The organism is Methylobacterium sp. 285MFTsu5.1 (assembly GCF_000383455.1).
GTDB lineage: Bacteria > Pseudomonadota > Alphaproteobacteria > Rhizobiales > Beijerinckiaceae > Methylobacterium.
The window spans coordinates 13,754-32,325 of the sequence record NZ_KB911287.1; the positions used below are offsets into that span (position 1 = coordinate 13,754).

Consider the following 18,572-nt stretch of genomic DNA (forward strand, 5'->3'; position numbering starts at 1 on the left):
CTTCATATCCGAAAGTCGCCCATCGAGCCGGGTGCCCCTGTCGACGTAGAAGCGGCCGCGTCCTGTAGGGCGAAACCTGACTTATGATGCTTGCAACGGTTTGCTACGGCTGATGGTTACTGCTCGCGAAAAGCGTGGAGAGCTCGATGTACGCCTCGGTGCTGGGTGGTCCGGAGATAGCGGTCGAGCCTCCGGGTGCCGGTCCGCCGCCTGAGGCGATCACCCTCCGCGAACACATCCGCCTGATCCTGCGCAAGCTCCCGCGCCCCGCGCCCAGCGCTCAGTACAGCTGAAGGGAACGAAGCACGACACCGTCGGTGGTGTGGATCTCCACGCACCAGCGCTCGTCGGGATCGGGCAACTCGCCCCGTGCGTGCATCTCGGCGATCAGCTGCGTCGCCTCGGCCACGGCGATCTCGATCGAGTTTGCCAGCACGCCCTCCTCGTCCTCGATGACCTCGTCCGGCCCCCTCAGGCGGAAATGGTACCGCTCTACCATGTCGCTCCTGCTCACGCCGTCGGCACGGCATGCCGACCGCGCGAGGGTAGCATCGAATGGCCGGATAAAGCCAAGCTGGCATGCCAAGTCGGGGCCGACCGTGGCGAGATCCGCCCTGGGCGGCGCAGGTTCCCGCCTGTGATCTGCGAGGATGTCGGGGGCAAGGCCGGTGCGCGCCGACGCAGGTTGTTGCGCCAGTCAAGCTCTTAACGCGTCAGGCCTTTTCGCGGCGCATTGTGCGGGCATGTGCCATTGCCCGACGAGTTCGCCATGCATTTCGAGATCCGCGCGACCGACACCCGTCTGTGGACCTGGGTCCTCCTCGATACGACGCAGATGCCGGTCCTGACATCGGACCGCACCTTCCCCTCGGAAGCCCAGGCCTCGGCGGCGGCGCTGGCCTTCGCCAAGCTCGTCACGCGGGCCGGCAGGACTCTCACCGCCGCACCGCCGGGCGGCCTGATCTGAGGCGACCGCCGTTCCCCGGCGCGACGGGGTCTATGGCTGACGCCTGACGCAACCCCGCAGCGCCATGTCGGTGTGCAGGGCGACGATCTCCGCCTTGGTCATCCGGCCGTCGGGCCGGTACCACGTGCAGGCGCTGGTGAGCATCCCGAGGATTGCGTAGCCGGCGACCCGCGCATCCCGGACGTCCAGCTCCCCCGCCTCCGATCCCCGCTCGAGCAGCGCGACCAATCGGTCTTCGTAGGCCCGGCGCAGGGCGACGATCGCCGCGTAATGCGGCGGGTCGAGCGAGCGCAGCTCGAAATTCGCGATGAAGACTTCCTGCTTCTTCTCGAGATGGTACGTGACATGGTGCGCCACGAAGGCGCGGAGACGGTCCGTCGGGGTGCCGGTCGCCGTCGCCAGCGCCGCGTCGGTCCGCGCCAGCAGCGTCTCCATGTGGTCGCGGACGATGTCGAACAGCAGATCCTGCTTGCTGCGGATGTGGTTGTAGAGCGAGGCCGCCTGGATCCCGACCTCGGCGGCCAGGGCGCGCAGGGTCATCGCCTCGTAGCCGTGGCGATAGATGAGCCGAAGCCCGGCCCGGCGGATGGCGGCGGCCGTGCGCGGCCCGTTCGATCCGGCGGTGCGACCCACGAAGACACTCCGAAGAAAGTTCAGAGCGCAACAGACACCGGGGAATGCTCACGCCGATCCTCGCTATAGGCTAACGAACAACCGTTCGTAAATCGCCTTGCCAGCCTCGCTTAACGAACGTACGTTCGTTTCAAAGAGGCGAGTGCCCGATTCTCAGGCGAGGAGACGCGCGATGCCCATCGGCCTGCAGGATTTCGACTTCGGCCTGGGCGAGACGGCCGACGCCCTGCGCGCCGAGGTGGAGCGCTTCGCGCGCGCCGAGATCGCCCCCCGCGCGGCGGCGATCGATGCCAGCAACGCGTTTCCCGCGGACCTCTGGCGCAAGCTCGGCGCCCTCGGCGTTCTGGGCGTCACCGTCGAGGAGACCTATGGCGGCGCCGGCATGGGCTACCTCGAGCACGCCGTGGCCATGGAGGAGATCAGCCGGGCCTCGGCCTCGGTCGGGCTGTCCTACGGCGCGCATTCCAACCTCTGCGTGAACCAGATCCGCCGCAACGGCACCGAGGCGCAGAAGCGGCGCTACCTGCCGAAGCTGATCGCGGGCGAGCATGTCGGCGCGCTCGCGATGTCCGAGCCGGGCTCCGGCAGCGACGTCGTCTCCATGCGGCTGCGGGCCGACAGGCGCGGCGACCGCTACGTCCTGAACGGCACCAAGATGTGGATCACCAACGGTCCCGACGCCAACGTCCTGGTGGTCTACGCCAAGACGGATCCCGAGGCCGGTCCGCGGGGGATCACGGCGTTCCTGGTCGAGAAGGATTTTCCCGGCTTCTCCACCGCGCAGAAGCTCGACAAGCTCGGCATGCGCGGCTCGAACACCTGCGAGCTGCTGTTCCAGGACTGCGAGATACCGGAGGAGAACGTCCTGGGCGCGGTCGGGCGCGGCGTCGGCGTGCTGATGTCGGGCCTCGACTACGAGCGCGCCGTGCTGGCCGCCGGGCCGCTCGGCATCATGCGCGCCTGCCTCGACGTCGTCCTGCCCTACCTCCACGAGCGCCGGCAGTTCGGTCGGCCGATCGGCGAGTTCCAGCTCATGCAGGGCAAGATCGCCGACATGTACACGGCGACGAACGCCGCCCGGGCCTACGTCTACGCGGTGGCGCGGGCCTGCGACCGCGGGCGGGCGACGCGCCGGGACGCCGCGGGCGCGATCCTGTTCGCGGCCGAGCGCGCGACCGCGGTAGCCCTCGACGCGATCCAGGCGCTCGGCGGCAACGGCTACATCAACGACTATCCGACCGGCCGCCTGCTGCGCGACGCCAAGCTCTACGAGATCGGCGCCGGCACGAGCGAGATCCGGCGGATGCTGATCGGCCGCGAATTGTTCGCCGAGACGGCCTGAGCGGGGAGCGGGCCCCATGCCGGTGATCGAATCCGCTCTGGATCCGCGCGCGCCCGAGGCCCGCGCCAATGCCGAGGCCATGCGCGCCCTGGTGGCGGACCTGCGCGCGACCGCCGACCGCGTCCGGCTCGGCGGCGGGGAGGCCGCGCGGGAGCGCCATCGCGCCCGCGGCAAGCTCCTGCCCCGGGACCGGATCCGGGCGCTGATCGACCCGTTCTCGCCCTTCCTGGAAATCGGCCAGCTCGCCGGGCACGGCCTCTACGGCGGCGAGGTCCCCTCGGCCGGGATCGTCACCGGCATCGGCCGCGTCGCGGGGCGCGAGTGCGTGATCGTCGCCAACGACGCGACCGTGAAGGGCGGCACCTACTTCCCGATGACGGTGCAGAAGCACCTCCGGGCGCAGGAGATCGCGCAGCAGAACCGGCTGCCCTGCCTCTACCTCGTCGACAGCGGCGGCGCGCATCTGCCCAGCCAGGACGAGGTCTTCCCGGGCCGGGACCATTTCGGCCGCATCTTCTACAACCAGGCGACGATGTCGGCGCAGGGCATCGCCCAGATCGCCGTGGTGATGGGCTCCTGCACCGCCGGCGGCGCCTACGTGCCGGCGCTGTGCGACGAGTCGATCATCGTCCGCGGCCAGGGCACGATCTTCCTCGGCGGGCCGCCGCTGGTGAAGGCCGCGACCGGCGAGGTGGTCAGCGCCGAGGAGCTCGGCGGTTCCGACGTGCACGCCCGGATCTCGGGCGTGACCGACCACATGGCGGAGACCGACGCCCACGCCCTCGGCATCGCCCGCCGCATCGTGGCCAACCTGAACGCGGTGAAGCGCCCCGCGCTCGCGCCGCGGCAGCCCGAGCCGCCGCGCTACGCCGCCGAGGAGATCTACGCGGCGGTGCCGGCCGACCGCCGGACGCCCTACGACGTGCGCGAGGTCATCGCCCGGCTGGTGGACAGCAGCGACTTCGACGAGTTCAAGCACCTCTACGGCCAGACCCTGGTCTGCGGCTTCGCCCATATCTGGGGCTACCCGGTGGGGATCGTCGCCAACAACGGCATCCTGTTCTCGGAGAGTGCCCTGAAGGGCGCCCACTTCGTCGAGCTCTGCGCCCAGCGCGGCGTGCCCCTGGTGTTCCTCCAGAACATCACCGGCTTCATGGTCGGCCGGCGCTACGAGGCCGGCGGCATCGCCAAGGACGGGGCCAAGATGGTCACCGCCGTCGCGACCGCGGCGGTGCCGAAATTCACCGTCCTGATCGGCGGCAGCTTCGGGGCCGGCAATTACGGCATGTGCGGGCGGGCCTACGGGCCGCGCTTCCTCTGGATGTGGCCGAACGCGAGGATCGGCGTGATGGGTGGCGAGCAGGCCGCCTCGGTCCTGGCCACGGTCCGGCGCGACTGTGTCGAGGGCCGCGGCGGCACGTGGTCGGCGGAGGACGAGGGGGCGTTCAAGGCGCCGATCCGGGCGCAGTACGAGGAGCAGGGCCACCCCTACTATTCCAGCGCCCGGCTCTGGGACGACGGGGTGATCGACCCGGCCGACACGCGCCGCGTCCTGGCGCTCGGTCTCTCGGCGAGCCTCAACGCGCCGATTCCCGAGACCCGCTTCGGCCTGTTCCGGATGTAGGAGGCGCGGGATGAGCGGCACCTTGCTGGAGACGGTCGACGAACGCGGGGTCGCCACCCTGACGCTCAACCGTCCGGAGCAGCACAACGCCTTCGACGACGGCCTGATCGCCGCCCTCACCGCGTCCCTGCACCGGCTGGGCGCCGCTGCCGGGATCCGGGCGGTCGTCCTGGCGGGCGCGGGCCAGAGCTTCTCGGCGGGCGCCGACCTCGCCTGGATGCGCCGGATCGCCGGCCAGTCCTTCGACAGCAACCTCGCCGACGCCGCCGGGCTCGCGGGGCTGATGCACAGTCTCGACCGGCTGCCGAAGCCGACGCTCGCCCTCGTGCACGGGGCGGCCTACGGCGGCGGCGTCGGGCTCGCCGCCTGCTGCGATATCGCCATCGCGGCCGAGAGCGCGCGGTTCTGCCTGAGCGAGGTGCGGCTCGGCCTGATCCCGGCGACGATCGGCCCCTACGTGGTCAACGCGATCGGCCCGCGCTGGGCCCGGCGCCTGTTCCAGACCGCGGAGGTCTTCTCCGCCGAGCGCGCCCGGGCGATCGGCCTCGTGCACGAGGTGGTGCCCGACGACCGGCTGGAGGCGGCCGGCGCGGAGGTGCTGCGCGACATCCTCCGGGGTGCCCCGGGCGCGCAGGCCGAGGCCAAGGACCTCGTCTTCCTGTGCGAGGGGGGGCCGGTGGACGCCGACCTGGGGCGCGAGACGGGCCGGCGCATCGCCCGGCGCCGGGCCTCGGACGAGGGGCAGGCGGGCATCGCCGCCTTCCTCGACAAGCGCTTAGCCCCGTGGCGGCGGGACTGAGGGGGCGGCCATGTTCGGCAAGATCCTCATCGCCAACCGCGGGGAGATCGCCTGCCGGGTGATCGCCACCGCCCGGCGCCTCGGCATCGGCACGGTCGCGGTCTATTCGGAGGCGGATGCCGGCGCCCGACACACCCGGATGGCCGACGAGGCGTGGCCGATCGGGCCCGCCCCGGCGCGCGCGAGCTACCTCGTGGCCGAGCGGATCCTCGACGTCGCCCGGCGCGCCGGGGCGGAGGCGATCCATCCGGGCTACGGCTTCCTGTCGGAGAACGCGGACTTCGCCGGCGCCTGCGCCGGGGCCGGCCTCGTGTTCGTCGGCCCGCCCCCGGCGGCGATCCGCGCCATGGGCTCCAAGGCCAAGGCCAAGGCGCTGATGGAGCGCGCCGGGGTCCCGCTGGTGCCGGGCTATCACGGCGCCGCGCAGGATGTCCCAGCGCTGAAGGAGGCGGCCGCCCGGATCGGCTACCCGGTCTTGATCAAGGCCTCGGCCGGCGGCGGCGGCAAGGGCATGCGCGTCGTCGAGGCCGCCGCGGCGTTCGAGGCCGCGCTCGCCGGCGCGCAGCGCGAGGCGCGGGCGTCCTTCGGCGACGACCGGGTGCTGATCGAGGCGTACCTGACCCGCCCCCGGCACATCGAGATCCAGGTCTTCGCCGACAGCCACGGCAACACCGTCTCGCTGTTCGAGCGCGACTGCTCGATCCAGCGCCGCCACCAGAAGGTGATCGAGGAGGCGCCCGCCCCGGGGATGGATCCGGTCCGGCGCGCGCGGATGGGCGAGGCCGCGGTCGCGGCGGCGCGGGCGGTCGGCTATGTCGGCGCCGGCACGGTGGAGTTCATCGCCGAGGGCGAGACCTTCTACTTCATGGAGATGAACACCCGGCTCCAGGTCGAGCACCCGGTGACCGAGATGGTCACCGGCCTCGACCTGGTGGAGTGGCAACTGCGCGTGGCCGCGGGCGAGCGGCTGCCGCTCGGCGCCCCGGATCTGGCCCTGCGCGGCCACGCCATCGAGGCGCGGGTCTACGCCGAGGATCCGGCGCGCGATTTCCTGCCGGCGGTCGGCACCCTCGCCCACCTGCGCCAGCCGCCGGAGGTGCCGGGGCGGGTGCGGGTCGAGACCGGCATCGTGCAGGGCAACCGGATCACCCCGGATTACGACCCGATGATCGCCAAGCTGGTCGTCTGGGGCGAGGACCGGGCGGCCGCGATCCGGCAGCTCGCAACCGCCCTCGCCGCCTACGAGGTGGTCGGCGTGACGACCAATCTGGATCTCCTGCGCGCCGTCGCCGGCCACCCCGCCTACCGCTCGGCCGACCTCGACACCGGCTTCATCGCCCGCCACGCCGACGACCTGCTGGCGCCGCTCGCGACCGGTGCAATCGATCCCGCGCTCTGGGCCGCCGCCGCCCTGACCGTCCTGCGCGACCGGCGCGCGGCCGTCGCGGCGCAGGCGCTGGCGAGCGGCGACCCGTGGTCGCCCTGGGCCGATCCGGATGCGTGGCGGATGAACGGGGCGGGCTACCAGGAGCTGCAGTTCCGCCACGGCGACGCGCCGCCCGTCACCCTGCGGGCATGCCCCCTCCCCGACGGCAGCGCCCGCCTCGACCTGCCGGGCGGCACCGTCCTGGCGGCGCTCGCCGAGGACGCCGAGGGCGAGCGGCTGATGCTGGACGGCGTCTGGCGCCGGCTGCGCACGGTCCGCCGCGGCGCGGAGCTGACGGTGATCGTCGGCGGCCGGAACGCGACGCTGGTCCACGTCGATCCCCTCGCCCCGCCCCGGACCGAGGCGTCCGGCAGCGACCGGGTGACGGCGCCCGTGCCGGGCCGCCTGACCCAGCTCTGGGTGCGGCCCGGTGATGCCGTTGAGAAGGGCGCGCCGCTCGCGGTGATCGAGGCGATGAAGATGGAGATCACCCTCCGCGCGCCGCAGGCCGGCACCGTCGCCGAGACCCGCCACGCCGTCGACGACATGGTCGAGGAGGGCACCGAGATCGTCACCTTCGCGGCGGAGGAGCGGCCCGCATGAGCTATCCGGCCCGGGTGCAGGTGATCGAGGTCGGGCCGCGCGACGGGCTCCAGAACGAGCCCGCGCCGGTGCCGATCGCCGCCAGGGTGGCGCTGATCGAGGCCCTGGCCGAGGCCGGGCTGACCCGCATCGAGGCCGGCAGCTTCGTGTCGCCCCGATGGGTGCCGCAGATGGCCGAGACCGCGGAGGTTCTGGCGCGGCTGCGCCCCCGGCCCGAGGTCGGCTATTCCGTTCTGGTCCCGAACCTGCAGGGCCTGGAGCGGGCCCTCGCCTCCGGCGTCCGGGACATCGCGGTGTTCGCCGCCGCCTCCGAGAGCTTCTCCCGGCGCAACGTCAACGGCTCGATCGCCGAGACCCTCGACCGCTTCGCCCCGGTGCTGGAGGCGGCGCGCGCGAACGACCTGCGGGTGCGGGGCTACGTCTCCTGCGTCCTGGGCTGCCCCTACGAGGGCGACGTCGCGCCGGTGGCGGTCGCCCGCGTCGCTGCGTCCCTCCACGCGATGGGCTGCCACGAGATCGCCCTCGGCGACACGATCGGGACCGGGACGCCGCGCGCGGCCCGGCGGCTGGTCGAGCGGGTGGCCGCCGACGTGCCGCTGCAGGCGATCGCCCTGCACTTCCACGACACCTACGGGCAGGCCCTGGCCAACATCCTCGCCTGCCTCGAACTCGGCGTGTCGGCCGTGGACGCCGCGGTGGCGGGCCTCGGGGGCTGCCCCTACGCGCCGGGGGCCGCCGGCAACGTCGCCACCGAGGACGTCGTTTACATGCTGCGCGGCATGGGCATCGAGACCGGGATCGATCTCGATGCCCTCGCCGCGGCCGGGCGGTCGATCGCGTCCCAGCTCGGCCGGGAGCCGGCCTCGAAGGTCGCCCGCGCGCTGGCCGCCGCGCCGCCGCCGACACCCTGATCGACGGGCGGCCTCGGACAGCGCCGCGGCGGCGCGCGCGTTCGGAGGAACGAGGGAGGACGACATGAGCGACCGGGCGGTGAGCTATGTCCACGGGGCGATCGGCGAGCCCCTGCTCGGCCTGACCATCGGCCAGGCCCTGGATCGCGCCGCCGCGGCGTGGCCGGATCACCTGGCGCTGGTCGCGCACGCCCAGGGCGTCCGATGGACCTGGCGCGAGCTGAGGGACCAAGCCGACGCCTTCGCGGCCGGCCTGCTCGCCCTCGGCCTCCGGCCCGGCGACCGCATCGGGATCTGGTCGCTCAACCGCGCCGAGTGGGTGCTGACCCAGTTCGCCGCCGCCCGTGCGGGGCTGATCCTGGTGACGATCAACCCGGCCTACCGGCTGTCGGAGCTGGAATTCGCGCTCAACAATGTCGGCTGCACCGCCCTGGTGACGGCGACGGCGTTCAAGACCAGCGATTATCTCGGGATGCTCGGCACCCTGGCCCCCGAACTCGCCGCCTCCGGGCCGGGCCGGCTGTCTGCCGCCCGCCTGCCGCACCTGCGCACGGTGATCCAGATCGGCGGACCGCCGGCCCCGGGGACGGTCCCGTTCGACGCGGTCGCGGCCCGGGGCGACGCGGCCGGCACCGGCGCCCTGCGCGACCTCGCCGACGCGATGCAGTTCGACGACGCGGCCAACATCCAGTTCACCAGCGGCACGACGGGCGCCCCGAAGGGCGTCACGCTGACCCACCACAACATCCTCAACAACGGCCACTTCGTCGGCCGCGCGATGCGGCTGACCGCCCAGGATCGGATCTGCATCCCGGTGCCGCTCTACCATTGCTTCGGCATGGTGATGGGCAATCTCGCGGCCCTGACCCACGGCTGCGCCATGGTCTTTCCGGGCGAGGGCTTCGATCCGCGCGCGACACTGGAGACCGTGCAGGCCGAGCGCTGCACCGCGCTCTACGGCGTGCCGACCATGTTCATCGCCGAGCTCGACCATCCCGAGTTCGCGCGCTTCGATCTCCGCTCCCTGCGGACCGGGATCATGGCGGGCGCGCCGTGCCCGATCGCGGTGATGCGCCGGGTCGTGGAGGAAATGAACATGCGGGATGTCACCATCGCGTACGGCATGACCGAGACCAGCCCGGTGAGCTTCCAGAGCTCGAGCGACGACCCGCTGGAGCGGCGCGTCACGACCGTCGGCCGGATCCACCCGCATCTCGAGGTCAAGATCGTGGATCCCGAGGGACGCGTGACCCCGCGGGGCGAGCGCGGCGAGCTGTGCACGCGCGGCTACTCGGTCATGCTCGGCTACTGGGCGGACGCGGAGCGGACCGCGGAGGTTCTCGACGCCGCCGGATGGATGCACACCGGCGACCTCGCGACGCTGGACGCGGAGGGGTACTGCAACATCGTCGGCCGGATCAAAGACATGGTCATACGCGGTGGCGAGAACATCTATCCGCGCGAGATCGAGGAGTTCCTCTTCCGGCATCCGCAGATCCAGGACGTCCAGGTCTTCGGGGTCTCCGACCCGAAATACGGGGAGGAGCTGTGCGCCTGGATCCGGCTGCGCGACGGCGAGACCCTGTCGGAGCCGGCAGTGCGCGCGTTCTGCGCGGGGCAGATCGCGCATCAGAAGATCCCGAAATACATCCAGTTCGTCGACGCCTTCCCGATGACGGTCTCCGGAAAGATCCAGAAATTCGTGATGCGTCGGTGCGTGGAGGAGCAGCTGGGCCTCGCGCGATCCGAGACGGCCTGAGCCGGTCCCCGCGAATGCTGTCATCGCCCGGCGGAACGAAGATTTCGTCGTCCAATCGGGCTTGAACGTTGCTGCGCGCGCCGCGAGCGGACATGCTGGCGCGCGACATCACCGAGGCGGCGTATCAGTGTCGGCATGGCCACAGGGCGACGGCGAGATGGCCGCGCGCATCCGCGACTTCGGCTGGGAGCGGACGCCGCTGGGGCCGCCCGCCCGCTGGCCGGAGCGCCTCAAGGTGATGGTCGAGCAGGTGCTCGCCAGCCCGCTGGTCGCGTCCCTCGTCTGCGGGCCCGAGCGCCTCCTGATCTACAACGACGCCGCCGCCCGGCTCTACGGCGCCCGGCACCCCGAGGGTCTCGGCCGGCCGCTCGCGCGCACGTTCCCGGAGGGGTGGGCGACGGTCGCGGACTTCTACGCGCGCGCTTTCGCGGGCGAGGCCGTGCAGGTGGCCGGGCAGCCGCTGGACACCCGCGGCGAGGGCGCCGCGGAGGACGTCTTCGACGCGCTCCTCGTGCCCGTGCGCGACGCCGACGGGAAGGTCATGGCCGTCCACATGACCGGCTTCGAGATCGGTGAGCGCCTGCGCGCCGAGGCCAAGCTGCGGACGAGCGAGGCCCGGTACCGCCACCTCTTCGACGCCATCGACGAGGGCTTCTGCACCATCGAGGTCCTGCTCGACGCGGCCGGGCGGGCGGTCGACTACCGCTTCCTGTCCGTGAACGCGGCCTTCGAGCAGCAGACCGGGCTCCGCGACGCGGTCGGCCGGACGGTCCGGGCGCTGGCGCCCGACCTCGAGCCGCACTGGTTCGAGACCTACGGCCGGATCGTCCGAACCGGCAAGGCGGAACGCTTCGAGGACCGCGCCGACGCGCTCGGGCGCTGGTACGAGGTCTACGCCTTCCCGATCGGGGCGCCGGAACGGCGGCAGGTGGCGGTCCTGTTCAAGGACATCCTCCAGCGCAAGCGCGCCGAGGAGCGGCTGCGCGCGAGCGAGGAGCGGTTCCGCGCCCTCGTCACGGCCAGCTCGGACGTCATCTACCGCATGAGCCCGGACTGGAGCGAGCTGCGGGTCCTGGAGGGCCGCGGCTTCCTGGCCGACACCGTCACCCCGAACGACGACTGGCTGAGCGCCTACATCGATCCGGCCGACCAGCCGCGCCTGCGCGAGGCCATCCAGCGGGCGATCCGATCCAAGACGATGTTCGAGCTGGAGCACCCCGTCCGGCAGGCGGACGGGAGCCTGGGCTGGGCGCTGTCCCGGGCCGTGCCGCTGCTCGACGATGACGGCGAGATCCGCGAATGGTTCGGCGCCGCCAGCGACGTGACCGCGCGCAAGCGGGTGGAGGACGATCTGCGCGCGAGCGAGGAGCGGTTCCGCGGGCTGGTCGAGGGGTTCGGTCAGTTCAGCTGGGAGGCCTCGGCCGAGGGCCTCATCGAGGTCGACAGCCCGGGCTGGCGCGCGTTCACCGGGCAGCGCCCGGACGAGTGGCTCGGGCGCGGCTGGATCCACGCGATCCACGCGGACGACCGGGCGCTCACGGAAGCGAAGTGGCGGCAGGCCGTCGCGACGCGGACGGCGGTCGATCACGAGTATCGCCTGTGGCACGCCCCGAGCGCGTCCTGGCGGTGGTGGAACGTCCGCGCGGTGCCGATCACGAACCCCGACGGGTCGATCCGCAAGTGGTCGGGGGTGAACATTGACGTCACGGACCACCACAGGCTGCTGGCGCGCCAGGAAGTGCTGATCAACGAGCTGCAGCACCGCACGCGCAACCTCCTCGGCGTCGTCAGCGCCGTGGCGGGCAAGACACTGCGGCAGGGCAGCTCGGTCGAGGCGTTCGAGGCGCGGCTGCAGGCGCTCAGCCGCGCGCAGGGCCTGCTCAGCCAGTACGGCAGCGACTCGGTCGAGGTGGGCGCGCTGGTGCGCGCCGAGCTGGCCGCCTACGTCGACGGCGCGACCGACCGCATGACCGTCGCCGGCCCCGAGGTGCACCTGACCGCGCGACAGGTGCAGAACTTCGCCCTCGCCGTCCACGAGCTGACGACCAACGCGGTCAAGCACGGGGTGCTCAAGACCGGGACCGGCCATCTCAGCGTCACCTGGGAGATCGTGCGCGACCGGCGCGAGCGCCGCCGACTGGCCCTGTGCTGGATCGAGAGCGGCCTGCCCGCGCAGGCGGCGCGCGTCACCCGCCGCGGCTACGGGACCGAGTTGATCCAGGAGGCGCTGGCATATGCCCTGGGCGCCACGGTCGAGTACGCGCTGGACCGCGACGGCGTGCGCTGCCGCATCGAGATGCCGGTGTCCTAGGATGCGCGCGCGATCCGTCAACGTTGGTCAGCGGCTTCCGCGATCACGAGACCGTCCACCCGAAGCATTCGAGCATCATCATCTCGGATCCAGCGCGAGAAAATTCAACGACAACCGTTACAGCGCGATCTACCGCGTCCCGACCGGCAGATAATATCGTCTGACGGCGCCCCAGTTACGATCGTAACCAAAAACTCTTCCGACAGACACGAAAGCGGTCGATCACCGAACTTACTATGCATCTCGGACAGTCATGAGGTCTGAGAATGAACGGTGTCGCCCCCTCGATCCGCCCTGCCGCGCGAGCCGGAGATCCGGACGCGGCGTTTCTCGCGACCGTCGCGGCGCTTCGGCCCCTCATCGCGGAGCACCGGTCGGCCCTCGCTGTCGGCCCGGACCTGCCGGAGCCGGTCGCAGAGGCGCTCATCGACGCCGGTCTCGCGCAGCTCTGGCTTCCGCGGGGCCTGGGCGGTCCTGAAGCGCATCCGCTGAGCGTCCTGGCGGCGATCGAAGCTCTGGCGGAACTCGACGGTTCGGTCGCCTGGTGCGCCGCGATCTCGTCCGGGGGCGCGTCACGCTTCGCCGACCTGATCGACGCGGACGTGATGCGTTCGCTCATCCCTGCCGGCAGGAAGTTCGCGGGCAGCGGGAGCGGCCAGCCGACGGGAACAGCGGTTCGCCATGGATCCGGCTGGCGGATCAACGGACGCTGGTCCTGGGCGAGCTTCTGCCGCTACAGTTCCGTGTCCGCATTGATGTGTGTGGAGATCGAGGGCGAGCGGCCGAAGCTCGACGAGAACGGGCGGCCGTCGCTGCGCGGCGTCTTCATCGCCTCGAAGGATGTCGAGGTCGTCGGCAACTGGAATGCCGGGGGGCTCCGGGCCAGCGGGAGTCACGACGTCGCGTGCACCGACATCTGGGTGCCGAACGCGCAGACCATCGACGGCGCGAGCCTCATGATGCCTCGCGACAGAAGGCCCCTCTACATGCTGCCCATGGCATCGGCGGCCGCGATCGCCGCCATCGGTGTTCCGCTCGGGATCGCCCGGGCCTCGATCGACGCGTTCATCGATCTCGCGCAGACGAAGACGCCGCATGGCGGCAAGGTGCCCCTGAGACTTCGCGAGGATGTCCAGGTCGCGATCGCGCGTGCCGAGACGAGCCTCGAAGCCGCGCGCGCCTTCGCCCGGGACACGGTCTCCGAATTCTGGTGGGAAGCCGAGAACGGCCGTCCGATAACGCTCGCGTGGCAGGCCAAGCTTCGGCGGGCCTGCTGGTACGCGGGCCATGTCGGGAAGCAGGTGGTCACGAGCATGTACGAGGCGGCCGGCAGTTCCGCCGTCCTCGAAGACCTGCCGTTCGCGCGCCAGCTCCGCGATGTCTACGCGGCCTGCCAGCACATGCATTATCAGGACCGGCTGCTCGTGCCGACCGGCCGCATCCTTCTGGGCCTCGAAGCCGACGCGCCGTTCATCTAGAGCCGTCGCCGATCACGCATGCGCCGACCGCTCCTCGCGCCACGGTCGCCCCCGTTCCTCGGGACCCCATCGAGGAGGGACGCGACCCTGGCTTCACGAACAGGCGTTCTCGACCTTCGAGAAGATGGTCGTCTCGAGCGCGACGTGATCGGCCACGGCCTTCGGCTGCGAGGACCGTTCGACGGCGTGGAAGACCGCGTGGATCGCCTCGGCCGTCTTCTCGTCGGTCCGGACGAGGCGCCCGGTCCAGGCCGTGATCTCCTGGGGCGACGACGTGCTGGTCACGAAGCCGATGATGTCGCCCTCGGCCGTGCCGACGAGGATGCGGCTTCGATGCGTCTGCGCGAAGCCGGGATCGGCGGCGGTGTAGGTCCCGGAGACCGCCTCGCCCATCTGGAGGAGGCGGAGTTCCGCGCCGGCTTGGCTCCGCCAGACACCATCGAACATCGTTGCTCAAGCCCGCCGATCGAGCGGCCGCTCGCACGGCCCATCACAAGCGATATAGCAGATTTGATATAACGGATGCGCGAGCCCGGCAATGCTGGGGCGCGGTCCGCGTCTCGTGAGGCCCTGAGCGCGGCCCCGCTACCAGAGGGCCCCGTGCGGGTGGAACCGCACGGCGTCGCCCGGCACGACCTCGGTCCGGTCATCCTCCAGCTCCACGAGGCCGTCGGATTCGGTGAGCGATGACAGCATGCCCGCGCCGTCGCGCTGGAACTTCCGGGCCTCCCAGGCGCCGTCGGCGTCCCGGGCGAGGCTGACCCGGACGAACTCCCTGCGGCCCGCGCGCTTCCGATAGGGAAAGGCCGCCCTGACGGTGAATCCGCGCGACGGCGCGTAGGCCTCGCCGGCGAGCCGGGCGAGGAGCGGCCGCACCACGAACAGCAGGGTGACGTAGACAGCCACCGGGTTGCCCGGCAGGCCCAGGAACGGCTTGCCGTCGATCATGCCCATCGCGACCGGCCGTCCCGGCTTGATCCCCAGCCGCCAGAACACGAGGCGCCCGATGCTCTCGACGGCGGTCTTCACGTGATCCTCGTCGCCGGTCGACACGCCGCCCGAAGTCAGGATCACGTCGTGCTCGGCGGCCGCCGCCGAGAGCCTGGCCGCGAGGGCCGCCGGGTCGTCGCGGATGACGCCGAGGTCGCGCGCCGCGACGCCCATCCGCCGGAGAAGAGCGAGCAGCAGGACGCGGTTCGAGTCGTAGATCGCGCCCGGCCCCAGGGGCGACCCGGGCTCGACGAGTTCGTTGCCCGTCGAGAACACGCCGACCCGCAGGGTGCGGCGGACCTTCAGCGTGCGCAGGCCGACCGCGGTCGCCAGGGCCAGGTCCTGCGGCCGGAGACGCCGGCCGGCCGCGATGATCGTCGAGCCCTTCGCCGCGTCCTCGCCGGCGTCGCGGCTGTTGGCGCCCCGCTTCAGCCCGAGCGGCAGGGACACCCGGCCGTCGGGCAGGACCTGGACGTCCTCCTGCATGAAGACGGTGTCGGCCCCCGCCGGCATCGGGGCCCCGGTGAAGATCCGGGCGGCCGAGCCCGCCACCGACACGCCTTCGGGGGAGGCGCCGGCCGCGACGACCGCGCCGACCGGCAGGATCGTCGCATCGGAGGCGCGCAGGTCCGCGAAACGGACCGCGTAACCGTCGACGGCCGAGTTGGGGAACGGCGGGACGTCGATGGGCGCGACGCAATCCTCGGCCAGGACGCGCCCGTCGGCGTCCGGGACGGGAACGTCCTCGGTGCCGACGATCGCTGCGAGCCGCTCGCCGAACAGCGCGTGCGCGTCCTCGATGGTCATCAGAGGACCGCCGAACGCGAAGCAGTCGTCGCTGAGCTGGGCCATCCGGCTAGAGCCTCCCGAGGACGTCTTCGAAGGGAACGGCCACGTCGAGCATCAGCCCCGTCACCGCCGCCGCGTCGTTCAGATCTACGACGGGAATGCCCGAGGCCGGAAACGCGACGTCGCTCGCGATGCCCACGATGGTGGTGTCCAGCGGATGGAGGGGCGGGCGGCCGTTCTCGGCGCGATGGACCTCGATCTTGGGGATTGGCTCCCGCTTGTACCCTTCCACGACGACGAGGTCGCACGGGCTGATCCGCCGCAGGAGCTGGCCGAGGCTCGCCTCCTGCTCGTCGCGCAGCTCGTGGACCTGGGCCCAGCGGCGGCCCGACGAGATCAGAACCTCGCTCGCGCCCGCCCTGCGGTGCTCGTAGGAATCCTTCCCAGGCCAGTCCGTGTCGAAGTCGTGATGGGCGTGCTTGATGGTCGCCACCCGCACCCCGCGGGCGACGAGCAGGGGGATGGCCCGGACCAGCAGGCTGGTCTTGCCGGCCCCGCTCCACCCGGCGAGTCCGATTATGCGCATGCCGGACACCGCTGACAGCCCCTCTCGTGCCGTTCCCACTGCCCCGCGCGAGGGCTCAGGGCAAGCGTCGGCCGCGCCGCCGGGACGCGTGACCCCGGCGTCACGCAAATTGAAACGACTTCAAAAACGATATAACACCTCCGCTATAACGGCTGCCATTTGGTATGCCACGAGCGAGCGCCACGCCAACGGACCCGAACGGGCACGCCATGCACGACTTCAACCGTCCCTCGATCGCGCAGGCCTGAGCATGGGCGACGCATCCTCCGCGGCGGACTGGGCCGCCATCGTGACGGACGCCTACTGCGCCGACGCGAAGCCGCCGCTCACGCAGGAGCTCGCCGGCCGGGTCCGCGACGCGCTCGCCCAGGCGGCCGCGTCGCCGGCCGGAGACGCGCCGGGCTCCCTGATGGACCGCCTGAACGACGCCCTCGACGCGTTCGAGACCGAGCTGCGCTCCGTCGTCGGACCCAGGGTCACGTCCCTGGACGAGGCGACGGGCACGGCCACGATGAAGCCGCGGTCCGAGGCCGGCCAGCCGCTCCGGGCCTTCGGCGGCCAGTAACCTCCGACCGGCCCTCAGGACACCGCGACCACCCGTCCCAGCAGTTGGAAATCAGATACCGCATGAGTGAGGCACCGGGGACAGTCAGGACTTTCTCGCATCCCGGCCGGGGGCGGAACAAGGCGCGCAGCGTCCCCAAGGGGCGCCAGGTCGAGCCGCGGGCGAAGGTCGAGATCGAGGAGCTTCTCGGCTCCCGCTCGCGCCAGCGCGACCTGCTCATCGAGCACCTGCACCTGATCCAGGACACCTACGGCCAGATCAGCGCCGAGCACCTGGCGGCGCTCGCCGACGAGATGGCCCTGGCCTTCGCCGAGGTGTTCGAGACCGCGACCTTCTACGCGCATTTCGACGTCGTGAAGGAGGGTGACGCCTCGATCCCGCGGCTGACCGTCCGGGTCTGCGACAGCATCACCTGCGCGATGTTCGGCGCCGACGAGCTGCTGGAGACGCTCCAGCGGGAACTCGCCTCCGACGCCGTCCGCGTCGTGCGCGCGCCCTGCGTCGGCCTGTGCGACCACGCGCCCGCCGTCGAGGTCGGGCACAACTTCCTGCACAAGGCCGACCTCGCCTCCGTGCGGGCCGCGGTCGAGGCCGGCGACACGCACGCCCATATCCCGGACTACGTCGACTACGAGGCCTATCGGGCCGCCGGCGGGTACGCGACCCTCGACCGGCTCCGCAGCGGGGACCTTCCGGTCGACGACGTCCTGAAGGTGCTCGACGACGGCGGCCTGCGCGGCCTCGGCGGCGCGGGCTTCCCGACGGGGCGCAAGTGGCGCTCGGTGCGCGGCGAGCCCGGGCCCCGGCTGATGGCGGTCAACGGGGACGAGGGCGAGCCGGGCACCTTCAAGGACCAGCTCTACCTCAACACCGACCCGCACCGCTTCCTCGAGGGCATGCTGATCGGCGCCCACGTCGTCGAGGCGCCGGAGGTCTACATCTACCTGCGCGACGAGTATCCCATCTCCCGCGAGATCCTGACGCGCGAGATCGCGAAGCTCCCCGCGGGCGGCCCGCGCATAGACCTGCGCCGCGGCGCCGGCGCCTATATCTGCGGCGAGGAATCCTCGCTGATCGAGTCCCTCGAAGGCAAGCGCGGGCTGCCGCGGCACAAGCCGCCGTTCCCGTTCCAGGTCGGCCTGTTCAACCGTCCGACGCTGATCAACAACATCGAGACGCTGTTCTGGGTCCGCGACCTGATCGAGCGGGGCGGCGACTGGTGGAAGAGCCACGGCCGCAACGACCGCGTCGGCCTGCGCTCCTACTCGGTCTCGGGGCGCGTGAAGGAGCCGGGGGTGAAGCTCGCCCCGTCCGGCCTCACCATCCAGGAACTGATCGACGAGTATTGCGGCGGCATGGCGGAGGGCCACACCTTCGCGGCCTACCTGCCGGGCGGCGCGTCGGGCGGCATCCTGCCGGCGTCGATGAACGACATCCCGCTCGATTTCGGGACGCTGGAGAAGTACGGCTGCTTCATCGGCTCCGCCGCCGTCGTGATCCTGTCCGACCGGGACGATGTGCGCGGCGCCGCGTTGAACCTGATGAAGTTCTTCGAGGACGAGAGCTGCGGGCAGTGCACCCCCTGCCGTTCGGGGACCCAGAAGGCCCGCATCCTGATGGAGCAGGGCGTCTGGGACACCGAGCTCCTGGGCGAATTGTCCCAGTGCATGCGGGACGCCTCGATCTGCGGCCTCGGCCAGGCCGCCTCGAACCCGCTCAGCAGCGTCATCAAGTACTTCCCGGACCTGTTCCCCGCCCCGCGCGCCGCGGCTGCCGAGTGAGGCAACCG

The 18,572-nt window shown here is 71.6% G+C and carries 16 protein-coding genes; 11 read left to right on the forward strand and 5 right to left on the reverse strand.

Annotation, left to right across the window (positions count from 1 at the left end; genetic code table 11):
• Positions 1-280 precede the first annotated feature (280 nt).
• On the reverse strand, positions 281-499 hold the full coding sequence (locus H288_RS0122450) for a hypothetical protein (protein ID WP_020094827.1): 219 nt from the start codon (positions 497-499) through the stop codon (positions 281-283).
• Between the two features lie 270 nt (positions 500-769).
• On the opposite strand from H288_RS0122450, the gene H288_RS0122455 reads away from it, so the two are divergent.
• Complete coding sequence (locus tag H288_RS0122455; RefSeq protein WP_020094828.1) at positions 770-967, forward strand: hypothetical protein; 198 nt, start codon at positions 770-772, stop codon at positions 965-967.
• A gap of 30 nt (positions 968-997) precedes the next feature.
• On the opposite strand, the gene H288_RS0122460 is transcribed toward H288_RS0122455, so the two are convergent.
• Positions 998-1,600, reverse strand: coding sequence for a TetR/AcrR family transcriptional regulator (locus H288_RS0122460; RefSeq protein WP_020094829.1), 603 nt, complete (start codon positions 1,598-1,600; stop codon positions 998-1,000).
• Positions 1,601-1,772: 172 nt separating this feature from the next.
• On the opposite strand from H288_RS0122460, the gene H288_RS0122465 reads away from it, so the two are divergent.
• The 8 genes from H288_RS0122465 (at position 1,773) to H288_RS0122500 (ending at position 13,853) form a co-directional block, all read left to right on the forward strand.
• Positions 1,773-2,942, forward strand: a complete 1,170-nt coding sequence (locus H288_RS0122465) for an isovaleryl-CoA dehydrogenase (protein ID WP_020094830.1) — start codon at positions 1,773-1,775, stop codon at positions 2,940-2,942.
• 16 nt (positions 2,943-2,958) lie between these two features.
• Positions 2,959-4,566: a carboxyl transferase domain-containing protein gene (locus tag H288_RS0122470; RefSeq protein WP_020094831.1), complete on the forward strand. Its 1,608-nt coding sequence runs from the start codon at positions 2,959-2,961 to the stop codon at positions 4,564-4,566.
• A 10-nt stretch (positions 4,567-4,576) separates the two neighbouring features.
• Complete coding sequence (locus H288_RS0122475) at positions 4,577-5,365, forward strand: enoyl-CoA hydratase-related protein (RefSeq protein WP_020094832.1); 789 nt, start codon at positions 4,577-4,579, stop codon at positions 5,363-5,365.
• A gap of 10 nt (positions 5,366-5,375) precedes the next feature.
• The gene (locus H288_RS0122480; RefSeq protein WP_020094833.1) at positions 5,376-7,394 is read left to right on the forward strand and encodes an acetyl/propionyl/methylcrotonyl-CoA carboxylase subunit alpha; all 2,019 of its coding nucleotides are present in this window, start codon (positions 5,376-5,378) and stop codon (positions 7,392-7,394) included.
• On the forward strand, positions 7,391-8,305 hold the full coding sequence (locus H288_RS0122485; RefSeq protein WP_020094834.1) for a hydroxymethylglutaryl-CoA lyase: 915 nt from the start codon (positions 7,391-7,393) through the stop codon (positions 8,303-8,305). The genes H288_RS0122480 and H288_RS0122485 overlap by 4 nt, the downstream gene beginning before the upstream one ends.
• Positions 8,306-8,369: 64 nt before the next feature.
• Positions 8,370-10,064: an AMP-binding protein gene (locus H288_RS0122490; protein WP_020094835.1), complete on the forward strand. Its 1,695-nt coding sequence runs from the start codon at positions 8,370-8,372 to the stop codon at positions 10,062-10,064.
• Between the two features lie 157 nt (positions 10,065-10,221).
• A complete protein-coding gene (locus H288_RS0122495) occupies positions 10,222-12,375 on the forward strand; it encodes a PAS domain-containing protein (protein WP_020665402.1) in 2,154 nt (717 codons plus the stop codon).
• 266 nt (positions 12,376-12,641) lie between these two features.
• Positions 12,642-13,853, forward strand: coding sequence for an acyl-CoA dehydrogenase family protein (locus H288_RS0122500; protein WP_020094836.1), 1,212 nt, complete (start codon positions 12,642-12,644; stop codon positions 13,851-13,853).
• Positions 13,854-13,946: 93 nt separating this feature from the next.
• On the opposite strand, the gene H288_RS0122505 is transcribed toward H288_RS0122500, so the two are convergent.
• From H288_RS0122505 to mobB, 3 genes are all read right to left on the reverse strand, one after another.
• Complete coding sequence (locus H288_RS0122505) at positions 13,947-14,300, reverse strand: avidin/streptavidin family protein (RefSeq protein ID WP_020094837.1); 354 nt, start codon at positions 14,298-14,300, stop codon at positions 13,947-13,949.
• A gap of 138 nt (positions 14,301-14,438) precedes the next feature.
• The gene (gene glp / locus H288_RS0122510; protein ID WP_020094838.1) at positions 14,439-15,695 is read right to left on the reverse strand and encodes a gephyrin-like molybdotransferase Glp; all 1,257 of its coding nucleotides are present in this window, start codon (positions 15,693-15,695) and stop codon (positions 14,439-14,441) included.
• Positions 15,696-15,699: 4 nt separating this feature from the next.
• A complete protein-coding gene (mobB, locus tag H288_RS0122515; protein WP_020094839.1) occupies positions 15,700-16,218 on the reverse strand; it encodes a molybdopterin-guanine dinucleotide biosynthesis protein B in 519 nt (172 codons plus the stop codon).
• Positions 16,219-16,468: 250 nt separating this feature from the next.
• Between mobB and H288_RS0122520 the strand changes: the two genes are divergently transcribed.
• Positions 16,469-16,783: a hypothetical protein gene (locus H288_RS0122520; protein WP_020094840.1), complete on the forward strand. Its 315-nt coding sequence runs from the start codon at positions 16,469-16,471 to the stop codon at positions 16,781-16,783.
• A 62-nt stretch (positions 16,784-16,845) separates the two neighbouring features.
• Complete coding sequence (locus H288_RS0122525) at positions 16,846-18,564, forward strand: NAD(P)H-dependent oxidoreductase subunit E (RefSeq protein ID WP_020094841.1); 1,719 nt, start codon at positions 16,846-16,848, stop codon at positions 18,562-18,564.
• The last annotated feature ends 8 nt before the right edge of the window (positions 18,565-18,572 follow it).